General features: G+C 73.4%; 18 protein-coding genes and 1 pseudogene. 13 read left to right on the top strand and 6 right to left on the bottom strand.

The features are described from left to right. From ACF073_RS32070 to ACF073_RS32030, 9 genes are all read left to right on the top strand, one after another. A partial coding sequence (locus tag ACF073_RS32070; protein WP_392074935.1) for an alpha-glucosidase C-terminal domain-containing protein occupies nucleotides 1–375 on the top strand: 375 nt, incomplete at its 5' end. A gap of 32 nt (nucleotides 376–407) precedes the next feature. Then, nucleotides 408–1,772 (top strand): maltokinase, encoded by a 1,365-nt coding sequence (locus ACF073_RS32065; protein WP_392074934.1) that lies wholly within the window; start codon nucleotides 408–410, stop codon nucleotides 1,770–1,772. 3 nt (nucleotides 1,773–1,775) lie between these two features. Beyond that, complete coding sequence (glgB, locus tag ACF073_RS32060; protein ID WP_392074933.1) at nucleotides 1,776–3,977, top strand: 1,4-alpha-glucan branching enzyme; 2,202 nt, start codon at nucleotides 1,776–1,778, stop codon at nucleotides 3,975–3,977. Nucleotides 3,978–4,066: 89 nt separating this feature from the next. Next, on the top strand, nucleotides 4,067–5,155 hold the full coding sequence (locus ACF073_RS32055; protein WP_392074932.1) for a glutamate--cysteine ligase: 1,089 nt from the start codon (nucleotides 4,067–4,069) through the stop codon (nucleotides 5,153–5,155). A 178-nt stretch (nucleotides 5,156–5,333) separates the two neighbouring features. Further along, entirely contained in the window at nucleotides 5,334–7,232 is a 1,899-nt protein-coding gene (locus tag ACF073_RS32050) for an AMP-dependent synthetase/ligase (RefSeq protein ID WP_392074931.1), read from the top strand. 142 nt (nucleotides 7,233–7,374) lie between these two features. After that, nucleotides 7,375–7,809: an ATP-binding protein gene (locus ACF073_RS32045; RefSeq protein WP_392074930.1), complete on the top strand. Its 435-nt coding sequence runs from the start codon at nucleotides 7,375–7,377 to the stop codon at nucleotides 7,807–7,809. Between the two features lie 196 nt (nucleotides 7,810–8,005). Beyond that, complete coding sequence (locus tag ACF073_RS32040; protein ID WP_392074944.1) at nucleotides 8,006–9,382, top strand: NAD(P)/FAD-dependent oxidoreductase; 1,377 nt, start codon at nucleotides 8,006–8,008, stop codon at nucleotides 9,380–9,382. Between the two features lie 96 nt (nucleotides 9,383–9,478). Then, a complete protein-coding gene (locus tag ACF073_RS32035; protein ID WP_392074929.1) occupies nucleotides 9,479–9,688 on the top strand; it encodes a DUF4287 domain-containing protein in 210 nt (69 codons plus the stop codon). A 96-nt stretch (nucleotides 9,689–9,784) separates the two neighbouring features. Next, on the top strand, nucleotides 9,785–12,013 hold the full coding sequence (locus ACF073_RS32030) for an FUSC family protein (protein WP_392074943.1): 2,229 nt from the start codon (nucleotides 9,785–9,787) through the stop codon (nucleotides 12,011–12,013). Nucleotides 12,014–12,020: 7 nt separating this feature from the next. On the opposite strand, the gene ACF073_RS32025 is transcribed toward ACF073_RS32030, so the two are convergent. Then, on the bottom strand, nucleotides 12,021–12,863 hold the full coding sequence (locus ACF073_RS32025) for a SigB/SigF/SigG family RNA polymerase sigma factor (RefSeq protein ID WP_392074928.1): 843 nt from the start codon (nucleotides 12,861–12,863) through the stop codon (nucleotides 12,021–12,023). A 208-nt stretch (nucleotides 12,864–13,071) separates the two neighbouring features. Here ACF073_RS32025 and ACF073_RS32020 point away from each other — a divergent pair, with 208 nt between their 5' ends. Further along, the gene (locus ACF073_RS32020; protein WP_392074927.1) at nucleotides 13,072–13,314 is read left to right on the top strand and encodes a hypothetical protein; all 243 of its coding nucleotides are present in this window, start codon (nucleotides 13,072–13,074) and stop codon (nucleotides 13,312–13,314) included. A 268-nt stretch (nucleotides 13,315–13,582) separates the two neighbouring features. Beyond that, nucleotides 13,583–14,038, top strand: coding sequence for a cyclic nucleotide-binding domain-containing protein (locus ACF073_RS32015; protein ID WP_392074926.1), 456 nt, complete (start codon nucleotides 13,583–13,585; stop codon nucleotides 14,036–14,038). A 4-nt stretch (nucleotides 14,039–14,042) separates the two neighbouring features. On the opposite strand, the gene ACF073_RS32010 is transcribed toward ACF073_RS32015, so the two are convergent. Beyond that, a complete protein-coding gene (locus ACF073_RS32010) occupies nucleotides 14,043–15,344 on the bottom strand; it encodes an MFS transporter (protein WP_392074925.1) in 1,302 nt (433 codons plus the stop codon). Between the two features lie 85 nt (nucleotides 15,345–15,429). Further along, nucleotides 15,430–16,044, bottom strand: coding sequence for a LysE/ArgO family amino acid transporter (locus ACF073_RS32005; RefSeq protein ID WP_392074924.1), 615 nt, complete (start codon nucleotides 16,042–16,044; stop codon nucleotides 15,430–15,432). Between the two features lie 66 nt (nucleotides 16,045–16,110). Here ACF073_RS32005 and ACF073_RS32000 point away from each other — a divergent pair, with 66 nt between their 5' ends. Next, complete coding sequence (locus ACF073_RS32000) at nucleotides 16,111–16,998, top strand: LysR family transcriptional regulator ArgP (protein WP_392074923.1); 888 nt, start codon at nucleotides 16,111–16,113, stop codon at nucleotides 16,996–16,998. 458 nt (nucleotides 16,999–17,456) lie between these two features. Next, a complete protein-coding gene (locus ACF073_RS31995) occupies nucleotides 17,457–17,708 on the top strand; it encodes a WhiB family transcriptional regulator (protein WP_392074942.1) in 252 nt (83 codons plus the stop codon). Nucleotides 17,709–17,766: 58 nt separating this feature from the next. Here ACF073_RS31995 and ACF073_RS31990 read toward each other — a convergent pair whose 3' ends face one another. From ACF073_RS31990 to ACF073_RS31980, 3 genes and pseudogenes are all read right to left on the bottom strand, one after another. Then, a complete protein-coding gene (locus ACF073_RS31990; protein ID WP_392074922.1) occupies nucleotides 17,767–19,602 on the bottom strand; it encodes a sensor histidine kinase in 1,836 nt (611 codons plus the stop codon). Between the two features lie 68 nt (nucleotides 19,603–19,670). Then, a pseudogene (locus ACF073_RS31985) lies at nucleotides 19,671–20,374 on the bottom strand (response regulator transcription factor). A 20-nt stretch (nucleotides 20,375–20,394) separates the two neighbouring features. After that, nucleotides 20,395–21,129: a L,D-transpeptidase family protein gene (locus ACF073_RS31980; RefSeq protein ID WP_392074921.1), complete on the bottom strand. Its 735-nt coding sequence runs from the start codon at nucleotides 21,127–21,129 to the stop codon at nucleotides 20,395–20,397. Nucleotides 21,130–21,155: the final 26 nt, after the last annotated feature.

Below are 21,155 nucleotides of genomic sequence, written 5' to 3'. Positions count from 1 at the left end.
GTCACCAACGTCGAGGCGTCGATGTCCTCGCCCTCGTCGCTGCTGCACTGGACCCGCCGCATGATCGAGATCCGCAAGCAGAACCCCGCCTTCGGACTCGGCTCGTTCACGGAACTCCCGTCCTCCAACCCCGCGGTACTGGCCTTCCTGCGCGAATACGGCGACGACCTGGTGCTGTGCGTGAACAACTTCTCGCGCTTCGCCCAGCCGACCGAACTCGACCTGCGGGCCTACGACGGACGGCATCCGGTCGAGCTGATCGGCGGGGTGCGCTTCCCCGCCATCGGTGAACTGCCGTACCTGCTGACCCTGCAGGGCCATGGTTTCTACTGGTTCCGGCTCACCCGAGTCGCATCCCGCATCGGCCGCCGCTGACCCGTCCGGCGCCGAGGAAAGGACGCGTCACCATGGCGAAGACCATCACCTCCCGACCGAGAACCGCCACCGGGTCCCACGGGTTGCTGGCCTCGTTGGGCGGGATGCTGCGCGCATGGCTGCCGAGGCAGCGCTGGTTCGCGGGCAAGGACCGGCCCGTCACCGATCTGTCGGTGCTGTCCGTGACCGAGCTGTTCCCCGGCTGTCTGCACCTGCTGGTGCACGCCTCGCACGCGCCGGTGCCCGCCCCCGGCGGCACTCCCCCGCCCGGCGACTGCTACCAGCTGCTGCTGGGGCTGCGCCCGCACCTCGCCCCGCGGCTGGAGCGGGCGTACATCGGGCGGGCCGAGGACGGCCCGCTGGCCGGGCTCGCGGTGTACGACGCGCTGCACGACCCGCGCGCGGCCCATCTGCTGCTGGAGCGGCTGCGGCAGCCCGGCGCGGCGGGCCCGCTCAGGTTCGAGGCGGACCCGTCCGCCCGGCTGCCCGGCGGTCTCCCGCCGCGGCTGCTGGACGCCGAGCAGTCCAACTCCTCGATCGTGTACGGCGACGCGTACATCCTCAAGGTGTTCCGGCGGGTCCAGCCGGGCGTCAACCCGGACCTGGAGGTGCCGGCGGCGCTGACCGCGCAGGGCTGCGCCCGGGTACCGGCGCCGGTGGCCTGGTTCACCACGACGGCGCCGCGCCCGGCCACCCTGGGGGTGCTGCAGCCGTACCTCCCGGACGCCACCGACGGCTGGTCGCTCGCGCTGCGCGCGCTCGCCGCCGGGGACGACTTCACCGCCGAGGCCCGCGCGCTGGGCCGGGCCATGGCCGAGGTGCACCTGGCGCTGGCCGGGGCCTTCCCGCCGGCCGGTCCCGGGGAGAACGGCCGCACGGCCGAGGCGATGTGCGCGCGGCTCGACGCCGCCGCGCACGCCGTACCCGGCCTTCTGCCCTTCGTGCCGGGCCTGAAGGCCGCGTTCGGGGCGCTCGCCACCTGCGACACCGGGCCCCCGGCCCAGCGCATCCACGGCGACCTGCACCTGGGACAGGTGCTGCGGGCCGGCCGCGACTGGTTCGTCATCGACTTCGAGGGCGAGCCGTCCCGGCCGCTCGCCGAGCGGCGGGCCCCGCAGTCCCCGGTGCGGGACGTGGCCGGGATGCTGCGCTCCTTCGACTACGCGGCCCGGCAGCGCCGCCCGTGGCGACCCGAGTGGGCGCGGCGCTGCCGGGAGGCGTTCTGCGCGGGCTACGCGGCCCGCGCGGGCTGGGATCCACGCAAGAAGCACGCGCTGCTGCGCGCGCACGAGACGGACAGGGCGGTCTACGAGGTGCTGTACGAGGCGAGACACCGACCGGACTGGCTGCCGGTTCCGATGGCGGCGATCAAACGGCTCGCCGTGTGGGGAGGCTGACCCATGGCGCTGCGTGACACCGCACGTATCGAGGCGGCGGGCCCCGTGCCGCCCGCGGCGGTCCCGCTGGACCCCGCCGACCGCGGCCGGCTGCTCGCCGGCGCGCACCACGATCCGCACGCCCTGCTGGGCGCCCACCCGGTGCCGGGCGGCATCCTGTTCCGGGCGCTGCGCCCGAACGCCCGCGCGGTGAGCGTGGTGATCGACGGGGCGCGCACCGACATGTGGTCGGAGGGCGGCGGCCTCTTCGCCACCGTGCTGCCCCGCCCGGAGATCCCCGAGTACACCCTGCTCGTGACGTACGACGACGGCGAGCAGGAGGTGCACGACCCCTACCGCTTCCTGCCCGCCCTCGGCGAGCTGGACCTGCACCTGATCCGGGAGGGCCGGCACGAGCAGCTGTGGCGGGCGCTCGGGGCCGAGCCGATGGTCCACCAGGGCGTGGCCGGCACCCGCTTCACCGTGTGGGCGCCGAACGCCCAGGGGGTGCGGGTGGCCGGTGACTTCACGTACTGGGACGGCACGCAGTACCCGATGCGGTCGCTCGGCGCGTCCGGGGTGTGGGAGCTGTTCCTGCCCCGGATCGGTGAGGGCACCCGGTACAAGTTCGAGATCACCTCCCGCGACGGCCGGCGGTTCCTGAAGGCCGACCCGATGGCGCGGGCCGCCGAGGTGCCGCCGGACACCGCGTCGGTCGTGACGGCCTCGCACTACGCGTGGGGCGACGCCGAGTGGCTGGCGCGGCGCGGCGACACCCCGGTCCACCAGGCGCCGTTCTCGGTGTACGAGGTGCATCTGCCGTCCTGGCGGCCCGGCCTGACCTACCGTGAGCTGGCCGAGCAGCTGCCGGCGTACGCCAGGGAGATGGGCTTCACCCACGTGGAGCTGATGCCGGTGGCCGGGCATCCGTTCAGCGGCTCCTGGGGGTACCAGGTCACGTCGTACTACGCGCCCACGCCCCGGCTCGGTTCCCCCGACGACTTCCGGTACTTCGTGGACGCCTGCCACCGGGCCGGCCTCGGCGTGATCATGGACTGGGTGCCGGCGCACTTCCCGAAGGACGACTGGGCGCTGGCCCGGTTCGACGGGGAGCCGCTGTACGAGCCCGGGGACTGGCGGCGGGCCGAGCATCCGGACTGGGGGACGTACGAGTTCGACTTCGGCCGGACCGAGGTGCGCAACTTCCTCGTGGCCAACGCGGTGTACTGGTGCGAGGAGTTCCACATCGACGGGCTGCGGGTGGACGCCGTCGCCTCCATGCTCTACCTGGACTACTCGCGGGACTCCGGGCAGTGGGCGCCGAACGTGTTCGGCGGCCGGGAGGACCTCGACGCGGTCGCCTTCCTCCAGGAGATGAACGCCACCGTGTACCGGCGCTGCCCGGGCGTGGTGACCATCGCCGAGGAGTCCACCGCGTGGGACGGGGTGACCCGGCCGACGGACAGCGGCGGACTCGGGTTCGGTCTGAAGTGGAACATGGGCTGGATGCACGACTCGCTCCAGTACATCCAGAAGGAGCCCGTGCACCGCAGGTTCCACCACGACGAGATGACCTTCTCGATGGTGTACGCCTACAGCGAGAACTACGTGCTGCCGATCTCGCACGACGAGGTGGTGCACGGCAAGCAGGCGCTGGTGTCGAAGATGCCGGGCGACTGGTGGCAGCGGCGCGCGAACCACCGGGCCTACCTCGGCTTCATGTGGGCCCACCCGGGCAAGCAGCTGCTGTTCATGGGGCAGGAGTTCGCGCAGGGCGCCGAGTGGTCCGAGGCGCACGGCCCGGAGTGGTGGCTGCTCGGCGACGAGTACCACTCCGCCGGCGACCACCGGGGTGTGCGGGATCTGGTGCGGGAGCTGAACACGGTGTACGGGGCGACGCCGGCGCTGTGGCAGCGGGACACCGACCCGGGCGGCTTCAGGTGGGTGCTGTGCGACGCGGCGGACGACAACGTCCTGGCGTTCCTGCGGTTCGCCGCGGACGGCGCCCCGCTGCTCGCGGTGTCGAACTTCTCCCCCGTCGTACGGCACGGCTACCGGCTGCCGGTCCCCGACGGGTACTCCGGCTGGCACGAGGTCCTGAACACCGACGACGAACGCTACGGCGGCGGCGGTGTCGGCACCGAGGGGCCGGCCGAGCCGGAGGACGGGTTCCTGCGCCTGACGCTGCCGCCGCTGGCCACCGTCTGGCTGACGCCGCGGCGCTGAGCGCCGCAGGTGTCGGCGGTCGCCGGAGGGGCAGACGGTGTCATGAGACCGCGACTGCCCCTCGTGGCCCGGACAGGAGGGCGGCATCAGTGCGCACCGTCGGAGTGGAGGAAGAGCTCCTTCTGGTCGATCCGGACTTCGGCGACCCGAAGGCGCTGGCGGCCGCCGTCCTCGCCCATGCCGCCCTGGACGATCCCGGTCAGCACGTGTTCGAGCCGGAGCTGTTCGGGCAGATGCTGGAGTTCGCCACGCATCCGCAGTCGGACATGGCGGACCTCGGCGAGGAGATCGTCCGCTGCCGCAAGGAGGCGGCCCGGCACGCCGGGCAGATCGGCTGCGGGGTGGCCGCGCTGGCCACCTCGCCGCTGCCGGTCAGCCCCTCGCTGAGCGTGAACGAGCGCTACCAGTGGCTGGCGGGGCGGTTCGGGATCCCCACCTGGGACCAGCTGGTGTGCGGCTGTCATGTCCATGTGTCGGTGGAGTCCGACGAGGAGGGCATCGCCGTCCTCGACCGGCTCCGCCCGTGGCTGGCGGTGCTCCGGGCGATCAGTGCGAACTCCCCGTTCTGGCAGGGCGGGAACACCGGGTACGCCAGCTACCGCAGCCGGGTGTGGAACCGGTGGCCGTCGGCCGGGCCGACCGAGCCGTTCGGTACCGCCGAGCGGTACCACCGGCGGGTGGCCGACATGGTGGCCACCGGGGTCATCCTGGACGAGCGGATGGCCTATTTCGACGCGCGGCTGTCCGCCCGCTATCCGACGGTGGAGATACGGGTCGCGGACGTGTGCCTGTGCGCGGAGAGCGCCGTGCTGATCGCGACGCTGGTACGGGCCCTGGTGGAGACCGCCGCGCGTGAGTGGCGGGCGGGCCGTCCCGCGTCCGGGGCCGATGTGAGCATGCTGCGCCTCGCCGACTGGCAGGCCGCCCGCTTCGGCCTGGAGAAGGACCTGCTCGACCCGGTCACCCTGCGGCCGCGGCCCGCCCCGCACGTCCTTCGCTCCGTGCTGGAGTACACCGGGGACGCGCTCACCGACAGCGGAGACGCGGTCCGTGCCTCCCAGGCCGTCGAGGAGCTGCTGCGCACCGGCAACGGGGCGCGCAAGCAGCTCGCGCTGCTGGAGCGCACCGGCAGTCTGCGGGACGTCGTCACCGAGTGCGTGCGCCGCACCCAGGGCTGAGCGTCCCGCCCGGCGGCGGTCGCGGGTACCGGCGCGGGGGACCGCGGGACACATCCGCGTCATCAGCCGATCACGACTTCGACGTTCCCGGTACCGAACGCGCTTACCTGGGCTACATTCGAGCACCGCCGACACCGAGCCGATCGGCGGAGTGACCCTCCGTACCCAGGAGCAGCGCATGCGGAACGTCGCCCTCGCTCCAGCAATCGCCCCGCCGCTCACCGGCGGTCTCGCCGACAGCGTCTTCGCCGCGGCGGACCGGAATCCGACGCTGCCGGTGCTCGCGCGCCGCGCGGGTCCCGCTGCGGCCGGCTGGGAGGTGGTGACGGCGGCCGAACTGCGGGACGAGGTGGTCGAGCTGGCCAAGGGCCTGATCGCCACCGGCCTCTCCCCCGGCCACCGGGTGGCCGTGATGGCCCGGACCCGCCACGAGTGGACGGTGTTCGCCCATGCGCTGTGGGCCGTGGGCGCCGAGGTCGTGCCGATCCATCCGTCCTCCTCGCGGGAGCAGGTCGAGTGGATGCTGCGGGACGCGGGCTGTGTGGCCGTGGTCGTGGACGACGAGCAGGGCGTGATGACCGTCGGCACGGTGTGCACCCGGCTGCCGCGGCTGCGGCACGTCTGGCAGCTGGACGCGGGCGCCCTGCCCGATCTGGTCGAGCGCGGGGCGGTGGTCCCGTACACCACCGTGGAGTCTCTGCGCCGGATCGTGCTGCCGGACTCCACGGCCGCCGTCGTCTACACCTCGGGCACCTCGGGGCGTCCGATGGGCTGCGCGCTCAGCCACCGCGGCCTCGCCTACCCCTGCGACACCCTGCTGGCCGGCTGGGCGCACGCCGCGGCACCCCCGGGCCAACAGCCCTCGGTGCTGGCCTTCCTGCCGTTCTCGCACGTCTACGGCATGATGATCATGGTGACATGTGTGCGCGGCGGGGCGCTGATGGCGCATGAGCCGGAGCTGACCGAGGCGGCGCTGGCAGCGGCCCTGAGCACCTTCCGGCCGACGTACCTGTACGGTGTGCCGTCGGTGTTCGAACGGCTCTACAAGACGTTTCTGCGCACCGCCCAGCAGGCGGGCCGGGGTGCTCTGTTCGAGCGGGCGGCGCAGACCGCACGGGACTTCGCGGCGGCCGAGGAGCGGTCGCGGCTGGGCAACGGGCCGGGTCCTGGGCTCGATCTGCGGCTCCAGCACGCCCTGTACGAGCGGACGGTGTACCGCAGGCTGCGGGCCGCGCTCGGCGGGCGGGTGCTGCGCGGCACCTCCGGCGGCTCCTCGCTTAGCCGCGAGCTGTGCCTGTTCTACGAGGGCATCGGCGTCCACGTGCACGACGGGTACGGACTCACCGAGGCCTCGGGCGGGATCACCATGCAGCCGCTGGGCCGGGAGAAGTCCGGAACCGTCGGGCAGCCGCTGCCGGGCACCCAGGTCCAGGTGGCCGACGACGGGGAGATCCTGGTGCGCGGTCCTTCGGTGTTCCAGGGCTACATCAGCGACGAGCGGGCGACCCGGGCGGCGCTGCGCGGCGGCTGGCTGGCCACCGGGGACCTCGGGCGCCTGGACTCCGAGGGCTATCTGACCATCACCGGGCGCAAGAAGGACATCATCGTCACCAGCGGGGGCAAGAGCGTGGCGCCGGCTCTGCTGGAGCGGCGGCTGCGCATGCATCCGCTGGTCCACCAGGCCGTGGTGATCGGTGACGACCGGCCCTGTGTCGGCGCCCTGATCACGCTGGATCCGGAGTTCCTCGCGCACTGGCGCGGGGGCCTGGGGCTGCACGGCGACCCGCCGGGCCGGGAGAGCCGGGAGGAGAACGCGCTGCGGGAGGAGATCGCGCGGGCCGTGGCCTCCGCCAACAGCGCGGTGTCGCGTGCGGAGTCCATCCGGGTCCACCGGGTCCTGCCCGAGCCGTTCGCCGCGGTCGACGGGCTGCTGACGCCGTCGCTGAAGCTGCGCCGGGACGCCGTGGTGCAGCACTACGCGGCCGAGATCGAGGCGATGTACGAGGCGCGTGCCCGGTCGCGGCCCGAACTGCCGGAGCCGGCCGAATGGGACGAGCCGGACGACGTGTTCCGCTGAGCGGGTGTGCCGTACGGTGCCGGGGGGACGGATAAAGCCGCGCCGTCGGGGGAACCCGGAGGGCGGCGAGTGATCAGCAACGACGACCGTCCCGGTCGCAGGGGCCGAGCCGGGCCTCCCGGCCGGGGCCGGGGAATGCGAGATGGCGACGGAGCCGCGTTGGGACGACACATCTCCCCAGGAGGAGAAGTACGGGCGTACGTTCTCCTTCCCGGGCGAGCTGTCGAACGTCACGGGTGCACGACTGGCGGCGGAGGAGTTCCTGCGCACGCTCGCGCAGGACGTGCCGCCGGGCGCCCACGAGTACTGGGACGACATCCTGCTCGTCGTGACGGAGCTGGCAGCGAACGCGATCCAGTACGCGCCCGGCCCCTTCGGTCTGCGCATGCGCCGCACCTTCGACGGGGTGCATGTGACGATGCGTGACACGAGCCGGACCAGGCCGGAGCCGCGGCCCTTCCACCCGCGCACCGGCGGTGGCGGCATCGGCTGGCATCTGGTGCACACGCTGTGCATCCAGGTCAGCGTCGTCGTGCACGAGGACGGCAAGGACATCCACGCGTTCCTGCCCTGGTGACCGAGGTAGGACGTGTAGGTGTGCGTCAACCGGTTACTCCCCTCATGAGTGGGGGCATGCTGGTCCCCACGCGTTCGTCTGCCTGCCGCGGCCAGCTGGCGGAACGGCTGGAGGCACGGTGGGATCGGAGCCGGTGGGCGGCGATCCGGGGCGGGCGAGCGAGGACGAGCCTGACCGCCTGGAGCCGCAGAAAGGGATGGACACCGTGACACGACCCAGGATCCTGGTGGTCGGCGCCGGCTTCGCCGGAGTCGATTGCGTCCGCCGACTGGAGCGGAAGCTCGCCCCCGACGAGGCCGACGTCACGCTGGTGACGCCGTACTCCTACCAGCTCTACCTGCCCCTGCTGCCCCAGGTCGCCTCCGGGGTGCTCACTCCGCAGTCGATCGCCATCAGCCTGCGCCGGAGCAAGAAGTACCGCACCCGGATCCTGCCGGGCGGCGCGATCGGCGTGGACCTGCGGTCGAAGGTCTGCGTCGTCCGCACCCTCAACGACAAGATCGTCAACGAGCCCTACGACTACATCGTGCTGGCGCCGGGCAGCGTGACCCGCACCTTCGACATCCCGGGCCTGACCGAGCACGCCTTCGGGATGAAGACCCTCGCCGAGGCCGCCTACATCCGCGACCATGTGATCACCCAGCTCGACCTGGCGGACGCCAGCGACGATCCGGCCGAGAAGGCCGCGCGGCTGCAGTTCGTCGTGGTCGGCGGCGGATACGCGGGCACCGAGACCGCGGCCTGTCTGCAACGGCTGACCCACGCGGCCGTGCAGCGCTATCCGCGCCTCGACCCGCGCCTGATCCGCTGGCATCTGATCGACATCGCGCCCAAGCTGATGCCGGAGCTGGGCGACAAGCTCGGCCGCAGCGCGCAGGAGATCCTTAAGCGGCGCGGCGTCGACGTCTCGCTGGGCGTGTCCATCGACAAGGCCGGTCCGGAGGAGGTCACCTTCACCGACGGCCGGGTGGTGCCGACGCACACCCTGATCTGGACGGCCGGCGTGGTCGCCAGCCCGCTGATCGGTACGCTCGGCGCCGAGACGGTCCGCGGCCGGCTCGCGGTGACCGCCGAGATGACGCTGCCGGGCCACGACGGGGTGTTCGCGCTCGGCGACTCGGCCGCCGTGCCCGACCTGGCCAAGGGCCAGGAGGGCGCGGTCTGCCCGCCCACCGCGCAGCACGCCATGCGGCAGGGCAGGAAGGTCGCTGACAACGTCATCGCGGCGCTGCGCGGCCAGCCGCTGAAGCCGTACGAGCACAAGGACCTGGGGCTCGTCGTCGATCTCGGCGGCAAGGACGCGGTGTCCAAGCCGCTGGGCATCGAGTTGCGCGGGATCGCGGCGCAGGCGGTGGCCCGCGGCTATCACTGGTCGGCGCTGCGCACCAACGTCGCCAAGACCCGGGTGATGACCAACTGGCTGCTGAACGCGGTCGCGGGCGACGACTTCGTCCGCACCGGCTTCCAGGCCCGCAGGCCGGCCCGGCTGAAGGACTTCGAGTTCACCGACTCGTACCTGACGCCGGAACAGGTGCGGGCCCGGGTGGCGAGCACCGCCGCCGACCAGCCCTGATGTGACCGGGATCACCGAGGGGCCGCCGATCATTGCGCACCGGACCGGCGGTCCACTCAGGTGATCGGATCACATCACACGGAGGGACACACCGGCATGACCGAGAAGACCGTGAAGGGCCCGGCGAGCTACTTCCCCGCGATCGAGAAGAAGTACGGCCGCCCGGTCGGCGAGTGGCAGGAGCTGATCCGCTCCTCGCCGCTCACGCAGCACATGGAGCTGGTCGGCTGGCTGAAGTCCGAGCACGGTCTCGGCCACGGGCACGCCAACGCCCTGGTGGCAGCCACGCTGGCCGGGAGCAGGTAGCCGCGGCCCGCGTGCGATGCTGGGCGGAGATCATTGCAGGGCAACGGGAGAGAGCGCGGCGGCGTGAGGGCAGCGGGACGGTCGGTACGGGTACGGATGTGGGACCGGCTGGCGGCGTCCGATCCCGGACTGCTCCGGCTCGCCGCGGGACTGCGCACGGTCGCCGCCATCGCCCTCGCCCTCGCCGTCCTCGCCGCACTGCGCGTCCCGGTGCCCCAGCTGGTCGCCGGGTCCATGACGGCGATGGCCGCCACCTTCGCCATCCGCGAGAAGCAGCGCGGCCAGCAGGCGGTCACGCTCGCGCTCGGCCTGCCGGTCGCGCTGGCCTCGGTGTCGCTGGGCACCCTGCTCAACCGGTGGGTCGTGGTGGGGGACGTGTTCTTCGTCGTCCTCATCTTCTGCGCGGTCTACAGCCGCCGGTTCGGCGACCGCGGCACGGCGCTGGGGCTGATCGGCTTCCAGATCTACTTCCTCTCCTTGTTCGTGCACGCGACGACGTCCACACTTCCCGCGCTGTACGGCGTCATCTGCGTGGCGTTCGCGTGCAGCGCCTTCGCGCGGTTCGTGCTGCTGCCGGGGACCCCGGCGGGCACGCTGGACCGGCTGCGGCGGGCCTTCCGGGCCCGGCTGGCCCAGCTCCTCGCCGTCCAGGCCGAGTTGCTCGACGCCGGGCCCGACGAGACGGAGAAGGTGCTGGAGGAGCTGCGCACCGGGACCGCGCGGCTGCACGAGACGGCGCTGATGATCCAGGGCCGGCTCGAGGACGGCACCTCGGACCCGGCGGTGGCCCGGCTGCTGCAGCGCCGGATCGCGGACGCCGAGATCGCGGCCGAGCGGCTCGGACTGCTGTTGCTCACCGCGCGCAGCGCCGAGCGGACCGACACCCTGACCCTGCACCTGCCGGGCGCCACGCTGTCCTCCGTGGGCGAACTGCCGGAGCGGGACGAGGCGACGGCCACGCTGCACCGGGACCTGCGGGCGCTGCGGCTGCTGATGCTGCGGCCGGCCGGCGAGGCGTCGGGGGCCGGTCTTGCCCAGGTGCGCAACCGGCTGCTGGGCTACCGCGAGGAGGAGAACCTGCCCGACGCCTCCCCGGCGGTGCAGGACGTCTTCCGTGGCCTCGGCGAGACGGCCCGGGCCTCGCTCGGTCTGCGGATGGCCCTGGAGGGGCCGCGGGACGAGGACCAGTCCGACGACTCCCCGGCGACGGCCCGCTCGCGCGAGGAGCTGGACGCCGAGGACGCGGCGATCGAGATCAGCGAGGAGAGCGAACCGGAGGAGCCGGAGCCGACCGGTCTGAAGCGGCCCACCACCCGGGCGGCGGTCCAGGTCGCGGTGGGTTCTTCGCTGGCCATCGCCGGCGGTGAGCCGCTGTCCGGTCAGCGCTGGTACTGGGCGGTGCTGACCTGCTGGATCGTGTTCATCAACACCGCTTCGACCGGCGAGATCCTGGTGAAGGGCTACCGGCGGCTGCTCGGCACGGTCCTCGGGGTGGTGGCCGGCATCGGGCTCGCCGGCCTGGTCGGGCACCACACCTGGACGGCGTTCGGGCTGGTGCTGCTGTTCATCTTCGCGATGTTCTACACCGCGCCCCTGTCGTACACGCTGATGTCGTTCTTCGTCACGGCGATGCTGGGGCTGCTCTACACGCTGCTGAACACGTACAGCACGGCGGTGCTGGTGCTGCGGGTGGAGGAGACGGCGCTCGGCGCGGCCTGCGGGGTGATCGCCGCCGCGCTGGTGCTGCCGGTCCGCACGGACCGTCGTACCAATGAGCTGCTGGTGGCGGTCCTGGACCGGCTCGCCGATGTCACCCGGGGCGCGGTCGACCAGCTGAGCGGCGGGTCGGGCGGCGATCTGGTGGAGCAGGCGCGCGAGCTGGACCAGGCGCTGGCCGATCTGCGGGCGGCCACCCAGCCGCTGACGCATCCGATCGCGCCGCAGCGCTCGCGCCGGGACACGGCCCGGTACGTGGTGGCGCTGCTGGAGACCTGCGCGTACCACGGGCGTTCCCTCGCGGCCACGGCCGAGCTGCTGCCCACGCATCCGTCGATCGCGGCGGACCCCCGGCTGCGCGGCGCGTGCGGGCGGATCCTGCACAACATCGAGGTGATCGCCGCGCGTGTCGCGGACCCGCGGTCCACCGCGGAGATCGAGACCGGTCCCAGCATCGCGTCGATGCTGGAGCCGGGCACCCTGGGCACCCCGCGCTACGGGCGGGTGACCGACCGGGTGCTGCGCCATCTGCAGCGGCTGGACGAGGCGGTCTCCGGTCTGGCCCGCCCGCTGGGCGTGCCCGGCGGGCCCACGCAGCCGCGGAAGTGAGCGGTGCTCACGGCCTGCCGGTGCCGGGGCCGCCGAGCACCTCGTCGCGGACGCGGGCGCAGCTGCGGCTGATCAGCCGGGAGACGTGCATCTGGGAGATGCCGAGCTGGTCGGCGATCCGGCTCTGCGTCATGTCCTCGAAGAAGCGCATGTAGAGGATGGTCCGCTCGCGTTCGGGCAGCCGGCGCAGCCCCTCCTTGGCGGCCTCGCGGTCGACCACCACGTCGTAGGAGGTGTCGGCGGAGCCCAGGGTGTCGGCGAGGCTGTAGCCGTCGTCGGCGGCGGACAGCTCGGCGTCCAGCGAGAGGGTGCTGAAGCTCTCCAGCGCCTCCATGCCGATGCGTACCTCTTCCTCGGCGAGGCCGGTGGAGGCGGCGATCTCGGCGATGCCGGGTTCGGCGGGGCCGTCGGGGTTCTGGGCGAGTTCGCGGCGGGCCAGCCGCACCCGGTTGCGCAGTTCCTGCACCCGGCGGGGCACCCGCAGCGCCCACATCCGGTCGCGGAAGTGGCGTTTCACCTCGCCGGTGATCGTCGGTACCGCGTAGCTCTCGAAGGCCCCGCGGGACGGGTCGAACCGGTCGACGGCCTTCACCAGTCCGAGCGCCGCCACCTGGCGCAGGTCCTCGACGGCCTCGCCGCGGTCGCGGAACCGGCCGGCGATGCGGTGGGCCATGGGCAGCCAGGCGGTGACGAGCGCGTCGCGTACGGCGTCCCGCTCGGGGCCGTCGGGCAGGCCCGCCAGTCTGGCGAACAGCTCCGCGGTCTCGGGGGCGTCCTCGTGGTGGTGGCGGGCGGGCGGGTCGGCGGGGGCAGTGGTGCCGGAACGGCTTGTCGACAAGTCGGTCAGCATGCGGAATCGCTCCTGAACGTGGTTTCAGGGCACGGCCGGGACAGCGGTCCCGGTCCTGGCCGAGCCTCCCTTCCGTTTCGGGAGGTGCTCGGACTGCATGGCTCTCTCTTTTCCACCGGCTGACCGCTGAGGGCGCGGTCAAACACCCTCGATTCCGCTGTCATCACTCCGCGTCGCGCGGGTACCCGGCCGGCATGAGGGATGTCGTATGAGGGATGTCGTGGACGCGGACGAGTTGCTGCGGCGTATCCTGCGGGGCCGCCGGCGCGCGGCCTCGGAGGAGCGCGCCTGGCGGGAGCGGGAGCAGAGCCTGGCGGCGACCGATCCGGAGGCCGCACGGGAGGCGGGAGACCGGGCACGGGCGTACGAGGCGGTGCTGCGGGTGCTGGAGGAGATCGTCTCGCCGGGCGCGGAACCGGAGCAGGCCGACGGAGTGAAACAGGTCACCTGACCCGCTTTTTGGTACCCAAAGGCACAGCAGATGGTTTATCGTTCATACATACGTGATGCGGGAGTGGCGCGGAATCGCTGTTCCCCACTCCTCGCGTCACCGCATACGGCCCTGGCTGGCCTCCCCCGTCCAGCCAGGGCTTTTTACTGCCCGCAGCGCGACACGCGGACGGACATCCGCCGCCTTCGAGGTGCCCGGGGCGGCGGCAGCGGCTGAAATGGGCTTAAGCACCCGAACCGCTACCGCCGTCGGCGAGGAGCACCGCGCCATGACCAAAGCGATCAAACTGCTCACCGCGCTGCCGCAGGCGCAGCGCGAGCGCCTGATGGAGCTGGCCGAGGAAGTCTCCTTCCCGGAGGACACCCGCATCTTCGAGCCGGGCGGCACGGCCGACCGGTTCTGGGTGATCCGCTCGGGCGCCGTCCATCTGGACCAGCAGGTCACCGCCCGGCAGCGGGTGACCGTGGCCACGCTCGGCGCGGGCGACCTGCTCGGCTGGTCCTGGCTGTTCCCGCCCTACCAGTGGGACTTCGGCGCGGTGGCGTTCAGCAACGTACGGGCCTACCAGTTCGACGGGCCGTCGGTGCTCGCGGTGTGCGTGGAGGACCCGCTGCTCGGGCTCTCGGTGGTGCGGACGGTGGCCGAGATCCTCGCCCACCGGCTCGAGACGACCCGCGGCAAGCTCATGGACCAGTACTCGCTGCGCCGGCGGGGTCCGCTGTAGGCCGTCAGATCCGGTAGCGGCGCAGCGCGGGGACGGCACCGGCCAGGGCCAGCATCACCACGACGACCAGGACGCCGCCGCCCGCGACGGCCGCCCGCGGGCCGAACACCGAACCGGCGGTGCCGTGCAGCGCGTCGGCCAGCCGCGGCCCGCCGGCGACGACCACCGTGAACACCCCCTGCATCCGGCCGCGCATCTCGTCGGTGGCGGCCGACAGCAGGATCGCACCGCGGAAGACCATGGAGACCATGTCGGCGACGCCGGCCACGGCGAGGAAGGCCATGGCCGCCCAGAGGTTCCCGCTCAGCCCGAACCCGGCGATGGCCACACCCCAGCCGACGACCGACCCGATCACCATCCAGCCGTGCCGGCGGGCCCGCGAGAACACCCCCGAGAAGAGGCCGCCGAGCACCGCGCCGACCGGGATGCCGGCGAACAGCACGCCGAGCGCGAGGCCCTCGCCGTAGGAGCCGTAGCTCTCCGCCGCCAGCTGTGGGAAGAGGGCGCGGGGCATGCCGAGGACCATGGCGACGATGTCGGCCAGGAAGGACAGCAGCAGCACCGGGTGCCGTGACATGTACCGGAAGCCGTCGGCTATCTCGCGCACACCGGCACGCCGGGCACCGGCCTCGCCGAGCGGCGGCAGGGCGGGCAGCCGGAACACGGCCCACACCGTCACGCACAGCGCCAGCGCGTCGATCAGGTACAGCTCGGGCAGCCCGATGACCGGGATGAGCACACCGGCGAGCAGCGGCCCGGCCACCAGACCGGTCTGCATCACCGTCGAGCCCAGCGCACCCGCGGCCGGCAGCTGCTCGGCGGGCACCAGCCGGGCGATGGAGGCGGTGCGGGCGGGCGCGTTGAGCCCGAAGAACGCCTGTTGCAGCGCGAGCAGCACCATGAGGACGACGACCGAGTCGAGACCGGTCGCCGCCTGCGCCCAGAACAGCAGCGAGGTCACCGCGATGCCGGTATTGGTGACCAGCAGCAGTTTGCGGCGGTCCACGGTGTCGGCGACCGCACCGCCCCACAGCGCGAAGACGACCATGGGCACCAGGCCGGCGAGGCTCGCGTAGCCGACCCACGCCGAGGAGTGGGTGATGTCGTAGATCTGCTTCGGTACGGCGACGGCGGTGAGCTGGCTGCCGACGGCGGTGACGATGGTCGACGACCACAGGCGCCGGTAGGCGGGGATGCGCAGCGGGCGGGTGTCCATCGCCCAGCGGCGCCAGCCGCGCCCGGGCGGGGCCTCGGCCGACGGGCCCGCGGTGTCGGTCTCGGTGCTGCTGCTCTCGCTGGTGTCCACGGCCGTCCTGGTTGCTCGCTACATCTTTTCGCTTCGACAGCCTAACTATCACAGCAACACCGCCTGCGCGACGAGGGGATCCGGCTCAGGACCCGGCGACCAGGACCGCGCCCAGACCCAGCATGGTCACGGCGACCAGGCCGTCCAGCACCCGCCAGGCGCCGGGCCTGGCCAGGTACCGGCCGAGCAGCCGGGCGCCGAAGCCGAGCGCGGCGAACCAGCACAGGCTGGCGAACGCGGCGCCGAGTCCGAAGGTCCAGCGCAGCGGGCCCCGGTCGGCGGCGAGGGAGCCGAGCAGGAACACGGTGTCGAGATAGACGTGCGGGTTCAGCCAGGTCATGGCGAGGCAGGTGAGCACCGCCCGGCGGCGCGAGCCGGCCGTCCCGCCCTCCGCGCGCAGCCCGGTGCCGGGCCGCAGCACCCGGCGGGCGGCCAGCGCGCCGTAGCAGAGGAGAAAGGCGCCGCCGACGAGCCCGATCGCCCGCAGCGCGCCCGGCCAGGCCACCACCACGGCACCGACCCCGCCCACGCCGAGGGCGATCAGCAGCGCGTCGGACAGGGCGCAGATGCCGACCACGGCGAGGACCGCGTCCCGGCGCACCCCCTGCCGCAGGACGAAGGCGTTCTGGGCGCCGATGGCGACGATCAGGGAGAGGCCGGTGCCGAATCCGGCGACCGCGGCGGTCAGGGCGTGCGTCATGCCGCCGACGCTAGAAAGTCCCGGGGCACAAGTACAGCTAAAGATTTTTACGTACCCTTAGCACTTGTGATGACAGAGCTACCCTCGGAGCAGGTGCGGACGCTGCTGGCCGTGGTGGACGAGGGCACCTTCGACGCGGCCGCCGCCGCCCTGCACGTGACGCCGTCGGCGGTCAGCCAGCGTGTGAAGGCCCTCGAACAGCGCACCGGCCGGGTCCTGCTCCAGCGCACCAAACCGGTACGGCCCACGGAGTCCGGCGCGGTGCTGGTGCGGTACGCCCGGCAGCTCGCCCGGCTGGAGCGGGACGCCTGGGGCGAGCTGGGGCTGAGCGGCGGCGGGGAGCCGACACGGGTGTCGGTCGCGGTGAACGCGGACTCGCTCGCGACCTGGTTCCTGCCGGCCCTGAGCCGGGTCGAGGGCCTCACCTTCGAGCTGCACCGGGAGGACGAGGCGCACACGGCGGCGCTGCTGCGCGAGGGTCTGGTCATGGCGGCGGTGACCTCCTCGCCCGACCCGGTGCCCGGCTGCACGGTCCGGCCGCTCGGCCGGATGCGCTATCTGCCGGTCTCCGCGCCGGAGTTCGCCGCCGCCCGGCTGGCCGGCCGGCCGCTGCCCGAGGCACTGTCCCGGGCCCCTGTCGTGGTGTTCGACCGCAAGGACGACTTCCAGGACCGCTTCGTCCGCCGGCTCGGCCGCGGGGCCGCCGGCCCGGTCCGGCACCATGTGCCCACCTCGGAGGGGTTCCTGGACACGGTCGTCGCCGGGCTCGGCTGGGGCATGGTCCCGGAGGTGCAGGCCGGCCCCCTGCTGGACCAGGGGCGGTTGATCGTGCTCGCCCCCGGCGAGTGGATGGACGTCACGCTCCACTGGCAGCAGTGGAAACTCGACTCCCCCGCGCTGGCGGCCCTGGCCGACGCCGTGACGGCGACGGCGGGCGAGGCGCTGCGCGGCTGAGGGCTCGGGGGGGGCGGCGCGGCACGGCTGAGGGCCCGGGGCGGGGCAGCGGGTGCGGGCGGGGCCGGCGCCGGGGCGCGCGCTGCCGAGGACTCGGTGGTCACCGGCCGCCGAGGGCCTGACGCCCGGTCATGCGCCCCCTCCCCGTGCCCGTCACCGCGCAGGCGACCGGCCGTTCGGCGTGGGGTGGGGCAGGCGCGCGGGGGACGGCAGTCGTCGGGTGCGGGCCGGGGCGCCCGAACTCAAACGCCGCCTGGGCCCGGTCGGGCGGAGCCGTGCGCTCCGCGCCCCCCGTCGAGGGCGAACGGCCCCCCGCGTGGCCGGTACACGCGCGTCACCCGAACCATCTGCTGTCATTCCGTTTCACACCCCGCCCGGCCGGTCACCCGAACCGGAGGACGCGTGCGGACCGCATGCGACAGACCACTGCCGACTACGATCCGATCCAGGAGACCGCGATGGACAACTGGCGCGACCACGCCATCTGCCGCCACGAGGACCCCGACCTGTTCTTCCCGATCGGCACCACCGGTCCGGCGCTGGTGCAGGCCCAGCAGGCCAAGGAAGTGTGCGGGCGCTGCCCGGTCCGGGAACAGTGCCTCGACTGGGCGCTGAACACGGGCCAGAGCATCGGCGTCTGGGGCGGTACGACGGAACTCGAACGCCGGGCGCTCGCGCGCCGCGCCCGCTCCCGTCCCCGCTCGGGCTGATGACCTGCCAGGGGGCCCGCCCGGCGCCCCGTTCAGGCACCGGCCCCGCCTCGCCCCCTCACGTCTCGTCGCCGGGGGACGGGCCGGACGGGAGGCGCAGGGTGAACACCGCGCCCTCCCCCGGCTCGCTCGCCACGTCGGCGGTGCCGCCGTGGGCGGCTACCAGGTGGCGGACGATCGGCAGGCCCAGCCCGCTGCCACCGGTGCGACGGCTGCGGGACTTCTCCGCGCGCCAGAACCGTTCGAAGACATGCGGCAGATCCTCGGGCGCGAGACCGGGACCGGTGTCGGTGACGGTGAGCACGACGTCGTCGCCGTCCCGGCGCGCGACGAGCGTGACCGTGCCGCCCGCCGGGGTGTGCCGCAGCGCGTTGGAGACCAGATTGCCGAGGGCCTGCCGCATCCGGACCGGGTCGGCGTCCAGCCAGGCGGCGGCGTCGGCCTCGGTGCGCAGCGCGACCCCGGTGGCGTCGGCCGCGACACGGTGGGCGGCGGCGACCTGATCGAGGAGATCGCCGGCCCGCAGCGGCTCGCGGTGCACGCGCAGCGTACCGGCGTCGGCGGCGGAGAGGTCCTGGAGGTCGTCGATGATCCGCTGCAGGACGAGCGCCTCCTCGTGCAGCGAGTCCAGCAGCGCCGGATCGGGGTCGACGACACCGTCCCGGACGACCTCCAGCCAGCCGCGGATGTTGGTGAGCGGGCTGCGCAGCTCGTGCGCGATATCGCTGACCATGGCCTTGCGCTGGGCCTCCAGGCGCCGGCGCCGCTCGGTCAGGTCGTTGAACGCCTCGGCGAGGATGCCGGTCTCGTCCCGCGTGGTCACCGGCACCTGTACATGCAGCTCGGGCGGCTGCTGTGCGGCGAGGGTGAGCGCACGCAGCGGCCGGACCAGCCGGATGGCGACGACGGCGGTGACGGCGACGGTCACAGCGAGGACGAGGCCGGCCACGCCGACCACCTTGCCCTTGTTGGCCGGTGACATGTCGAACCGGGCCGGGTTCTGGTCGCCGATGCCGAGGAACAGGTCGGCCACCGGGGCGACATAGGGTTCCAGCTGGGCACGGCGGGCGCTCTGCACACAGCGCTGCGCGGCCCGCCCCGCCTCGCCGGAGCTCCGCTTGGAGTACTTGCCCAGCAGATAGCCGCCGGCGAAGGGGTCCTTGCCGCTCGGGTCGAAGGTGAGATAGAGCCGTCCGCCGGGGTCGAGGCCGGCCTGATGCAGACAGGGCTCGGCCAGCGCCGACAGGGCGTCCAGGGCCTGCCGCTCGGTGGCCGTGGGGATGTTGAGCTGTCCGTCCTCGCACACGGTGGCGCCGTAGCCGGCCGGGTCGGCGCCGTCCGGGAGGGTGACGACCGGCCGCCCGCTCGCGGTCCGTACGACCGCGGCCTGCAGACCGTACTGCCCGAAGCACTGCTTTCGCTTGGCGGCCAGCGCGGCGAGCCGGGCGCGTTCCTTCGCCGGGAGCCGGTAGGGACCCACCACCCGCGGGTCGATGCCGCTGAGCTGGGCGCCGGTCTCGGTGTACGTGTCGGTGCGCAGCGGGTCGATGCCGGCGGCCGGCCGGGGCGGCAGCGGGGTGCCGCGGGGCGCGGAGTCGGCGACGAAGGTGCGGTCGGCGGTGGTGAGGGCGATCCGGCGCCCGGTGGCGGCTGCCAGCTCCTTGACGGTGCGCCGCACCCCCGACCAGTCGGAGTGGGTGGCCGCGTAGCCGCTGAGCTGGGCGAGGATGCGGTTGTCGGCGGCCAGGTCCTGGCCCTGCTCCTCCTTGAGGGCGCTGGTGGTGGTGGTCACCGCGAGCCAGGCCGTGGCGGCCACCGAGCAGACGGCGATCAGCGCGGAGACGAACAGCAGCCGGACGAGCAGCCGTTTGCGCAGCGGGATCCGGCGCTTCACGGGCCCGGCGCCGTCCGCCCGCAGGGTCCGGTCCGCCGTCCGCCCGCCGCTCCGGGGCCCCCGGCGCCTCATGGCCGGACGCCGCTCAGCTTGTAGCCGACGCCGAACACGGTCAGCAGCCGGACCGGCCGCCGCGGGTCGGCCTCGATCTTGCGGCGGAGGTTCATGATGTGCACGTCGACGGCCCGTTCGGGGCCCGGTCGAAGCCCCGGGTGCAGTGCAGCAGCTGCCGCCGGGTGAACACCCGGTCCGGCTCCCCCGCCATGGCCAGCAGGATCTGGAACTCGGCCGGCGTGCACTCCACCGGTGCGCCGTCGCAGCGCACCTCGTGCCGTACCGGGTCGACGCTGATCCCGGCGGCCCGCGCGACGGGGTCGTCCTCCCGGGCTCCCACGCCCCGCCCGCTGCGCCGCAGGACCGTACGGATCCGGGCCATCAGCTCGCGCGGGCTGTACGGCTTGGTGAGGTAGTCGTCGGCGCCGAGTTCGAGGCCGAGCAGCAGATCCTCCTCGGCCGAGCGGGCGGTGAGCATCACCACCGGGATGCCGGGGTCGCCGGCGCCGCCGCGCAGCGCCCGGCACACATCGAAGCCGTCGAGGACCGGGAGCATCAGATCGAGGACGACGATGTCGGGCCGCAGCCGGCGGGCCGCGTCGAGCGCGGCGGCGCCGTCGTGCACCACCGTGGCGGTGTGCCCCTCGGCCAGCAGCGAGCGGCGGATCAGTTCGGCCTGCTTCTCGTCGTCCTCGGCGACCAGTACATGTGCGCACACGAGTTCGGATCTTAGGCTGCTCAGCGGGCGAGCCAGTCGGCGTACCCCATGACGACGACCGGATGCCGGCCGGGGTCGAGGGTGCGCAGGAGGTCCTTCATATGCGCCTTGGAGACGCTGACGCAGCCGTGGGTGGGTCCGCCGTGGTCGACGTGCAGCCACACCCCGCCGCCGCGCCCGGGGCCGAGGGGCCGGGTCCAGTCCAGCGGCGAGGTGCCGCGCTCGCGGTTGTAGTCGATGGCGACGACGTAGTCGAAGGCCCCCTCCAGCTGTTCGCCCTTGAAGCCGGTGCCGGGCGAGTGGAAGCCGCCGGAGCGGTGGTACGGGAGCCTGCTGCCGGGGTCGGGGAGCAGGCCGCCGGCGTCGGAGAGGGTGTACACGCCGAGCGGCGAGCGCAGGTCGCCGGACATGTGGTGGGCGCTCCAGCCGCGCAGCGCGTTGTGCGCCGGCCAGACCGGCCCGGCCTGCCAGCCGGTGCCGGTGCGCCGGTACAGAACGACCGTGCAGAGCGGGGAGTTCCTGCCGCGCCCGGTGACGACGACGGCCTGGCCGCAGCGCTCGGGTATCGCCGCGCTCCGCTCGGGACCGAGTCCGGGTATGCCCCGGGGTGCCGGCGCCGTGGGCGTCTCCCGGCCGGGTGCCGGTGCCGGGCGCCGGGCCGGGGTCCGGCGCCCGATCGCCTCGGCTCCGCCGCCGCAGCCGGTGAGCAGCAGCGGGGAGGCGAGGAGTGCCACGGCGGTCCTGCGTCGGATCATGGAACGACCTTGGCCGACAGTTGTTT

The organism is Streptomyces sp. NPDC015171 (genome assembly GCF_043079545.1).
In the GTDB taxonomy this organism is placed as follows: Bacteria; Actinomycetota; Actinomycetes; order Streptomycetales; family Streptomycetaceae; genus Streptomyces.
This window is presented reverse-complemented; position numbering and strand designations above follow the sequence as displayed.

Bases quoted from the DNA above. Each gene is read 5' to 3' on its own strand.
- ACF073_RS32035 (WP_392074929.1), top strand. From the start codon at position 9,479: ATGACCGAGAAGACCGTGAAGGGCCCGGCGAGCTACTTCCCCGCGATC.
- ACF073_RS32030 (WP_392074943.1), top strand. From the start codon at position 9,785: ATGTGGGACCGGCTGGCGGCGTCCGATCCCGGACTGCTCCGGCTCGCC.
- ACF073_RS32045 (WP_392074930.1), top strand. From the start codon at position 7,375: ATGGCGACGGAGCCGCGTTGGGACGACACATCTCCCCAGGAGGAGAAG.
- ACF073_RS31980 (WP_392074921.1), bottom strand. From the start codon at position 21,129: ATGATCCGACGCAGGACCGCCGTGGCACTCCTCGCCTCCCCGCTGCTG.
- ACF073_RS32040 (WP_392074944.1), top strand. From the start codon at position 8,006: ATGGACACCGTGACACGACCCAGGATCCTGGTGGTCGGCGCCGGCTTC.
- ACF073_RS32015 (WP_392074926.1), top strand. From the start codon at position 13,583: ATGACCAAAGCGATCAAACTGCTCACCGCGCTGCCGCAGGCGCAGCGC.
- ACF073_RS31995 (WP_392074942.1), top strand. From the start codon at position 17,457: ATGGACAACTGGCGCGACCACGCCATCTGCCGCCACGAGGACCCCGAC.
- ACF073_RS32065 (WP_392074934.1), top strand. From the start codon at position 408: ATGGCGAAGACCATCACCTCCCGACCGAGAACCGCCACCGGGTCCCAC.
- ACF073_RS32020 (WP_392074927.1), top strand. From the start codon at position 13,072: ATGAGGGATGTCGTGGACGCGGACGAGTTGCTGCGGCGTATCCTGCGG.
- ACF073_RS32050 (WP_392074931.1), top strand. From the start codon at position 5,334: ATGCGGAACGTCGCCCTCGCTCCAGCAATCGCCCCGCCGCTCACCGGC.
- ACF073_RS32025 (WP_392074928.1), bottom strand. From the start codon at position 12,863: ATGCTGACCGACTTGTCGACAAGCCGTTCCGGCACCACTGCCCCCGCC.
- ACF073_RS32005 (WP_392074924.1), bottom strand. From the start codon at position 16,044: ATGACGCACGCCCTGACCGCCGCGGTCGCCGGATTCGGCACCGGCCTC.
- glgB (WP_392074933.1), top strand. From the start codon at position 1,776: ATGGCGCTGCGTGACACCGCACGTATCGAGGCGGCGGGCCCCGTGCCG.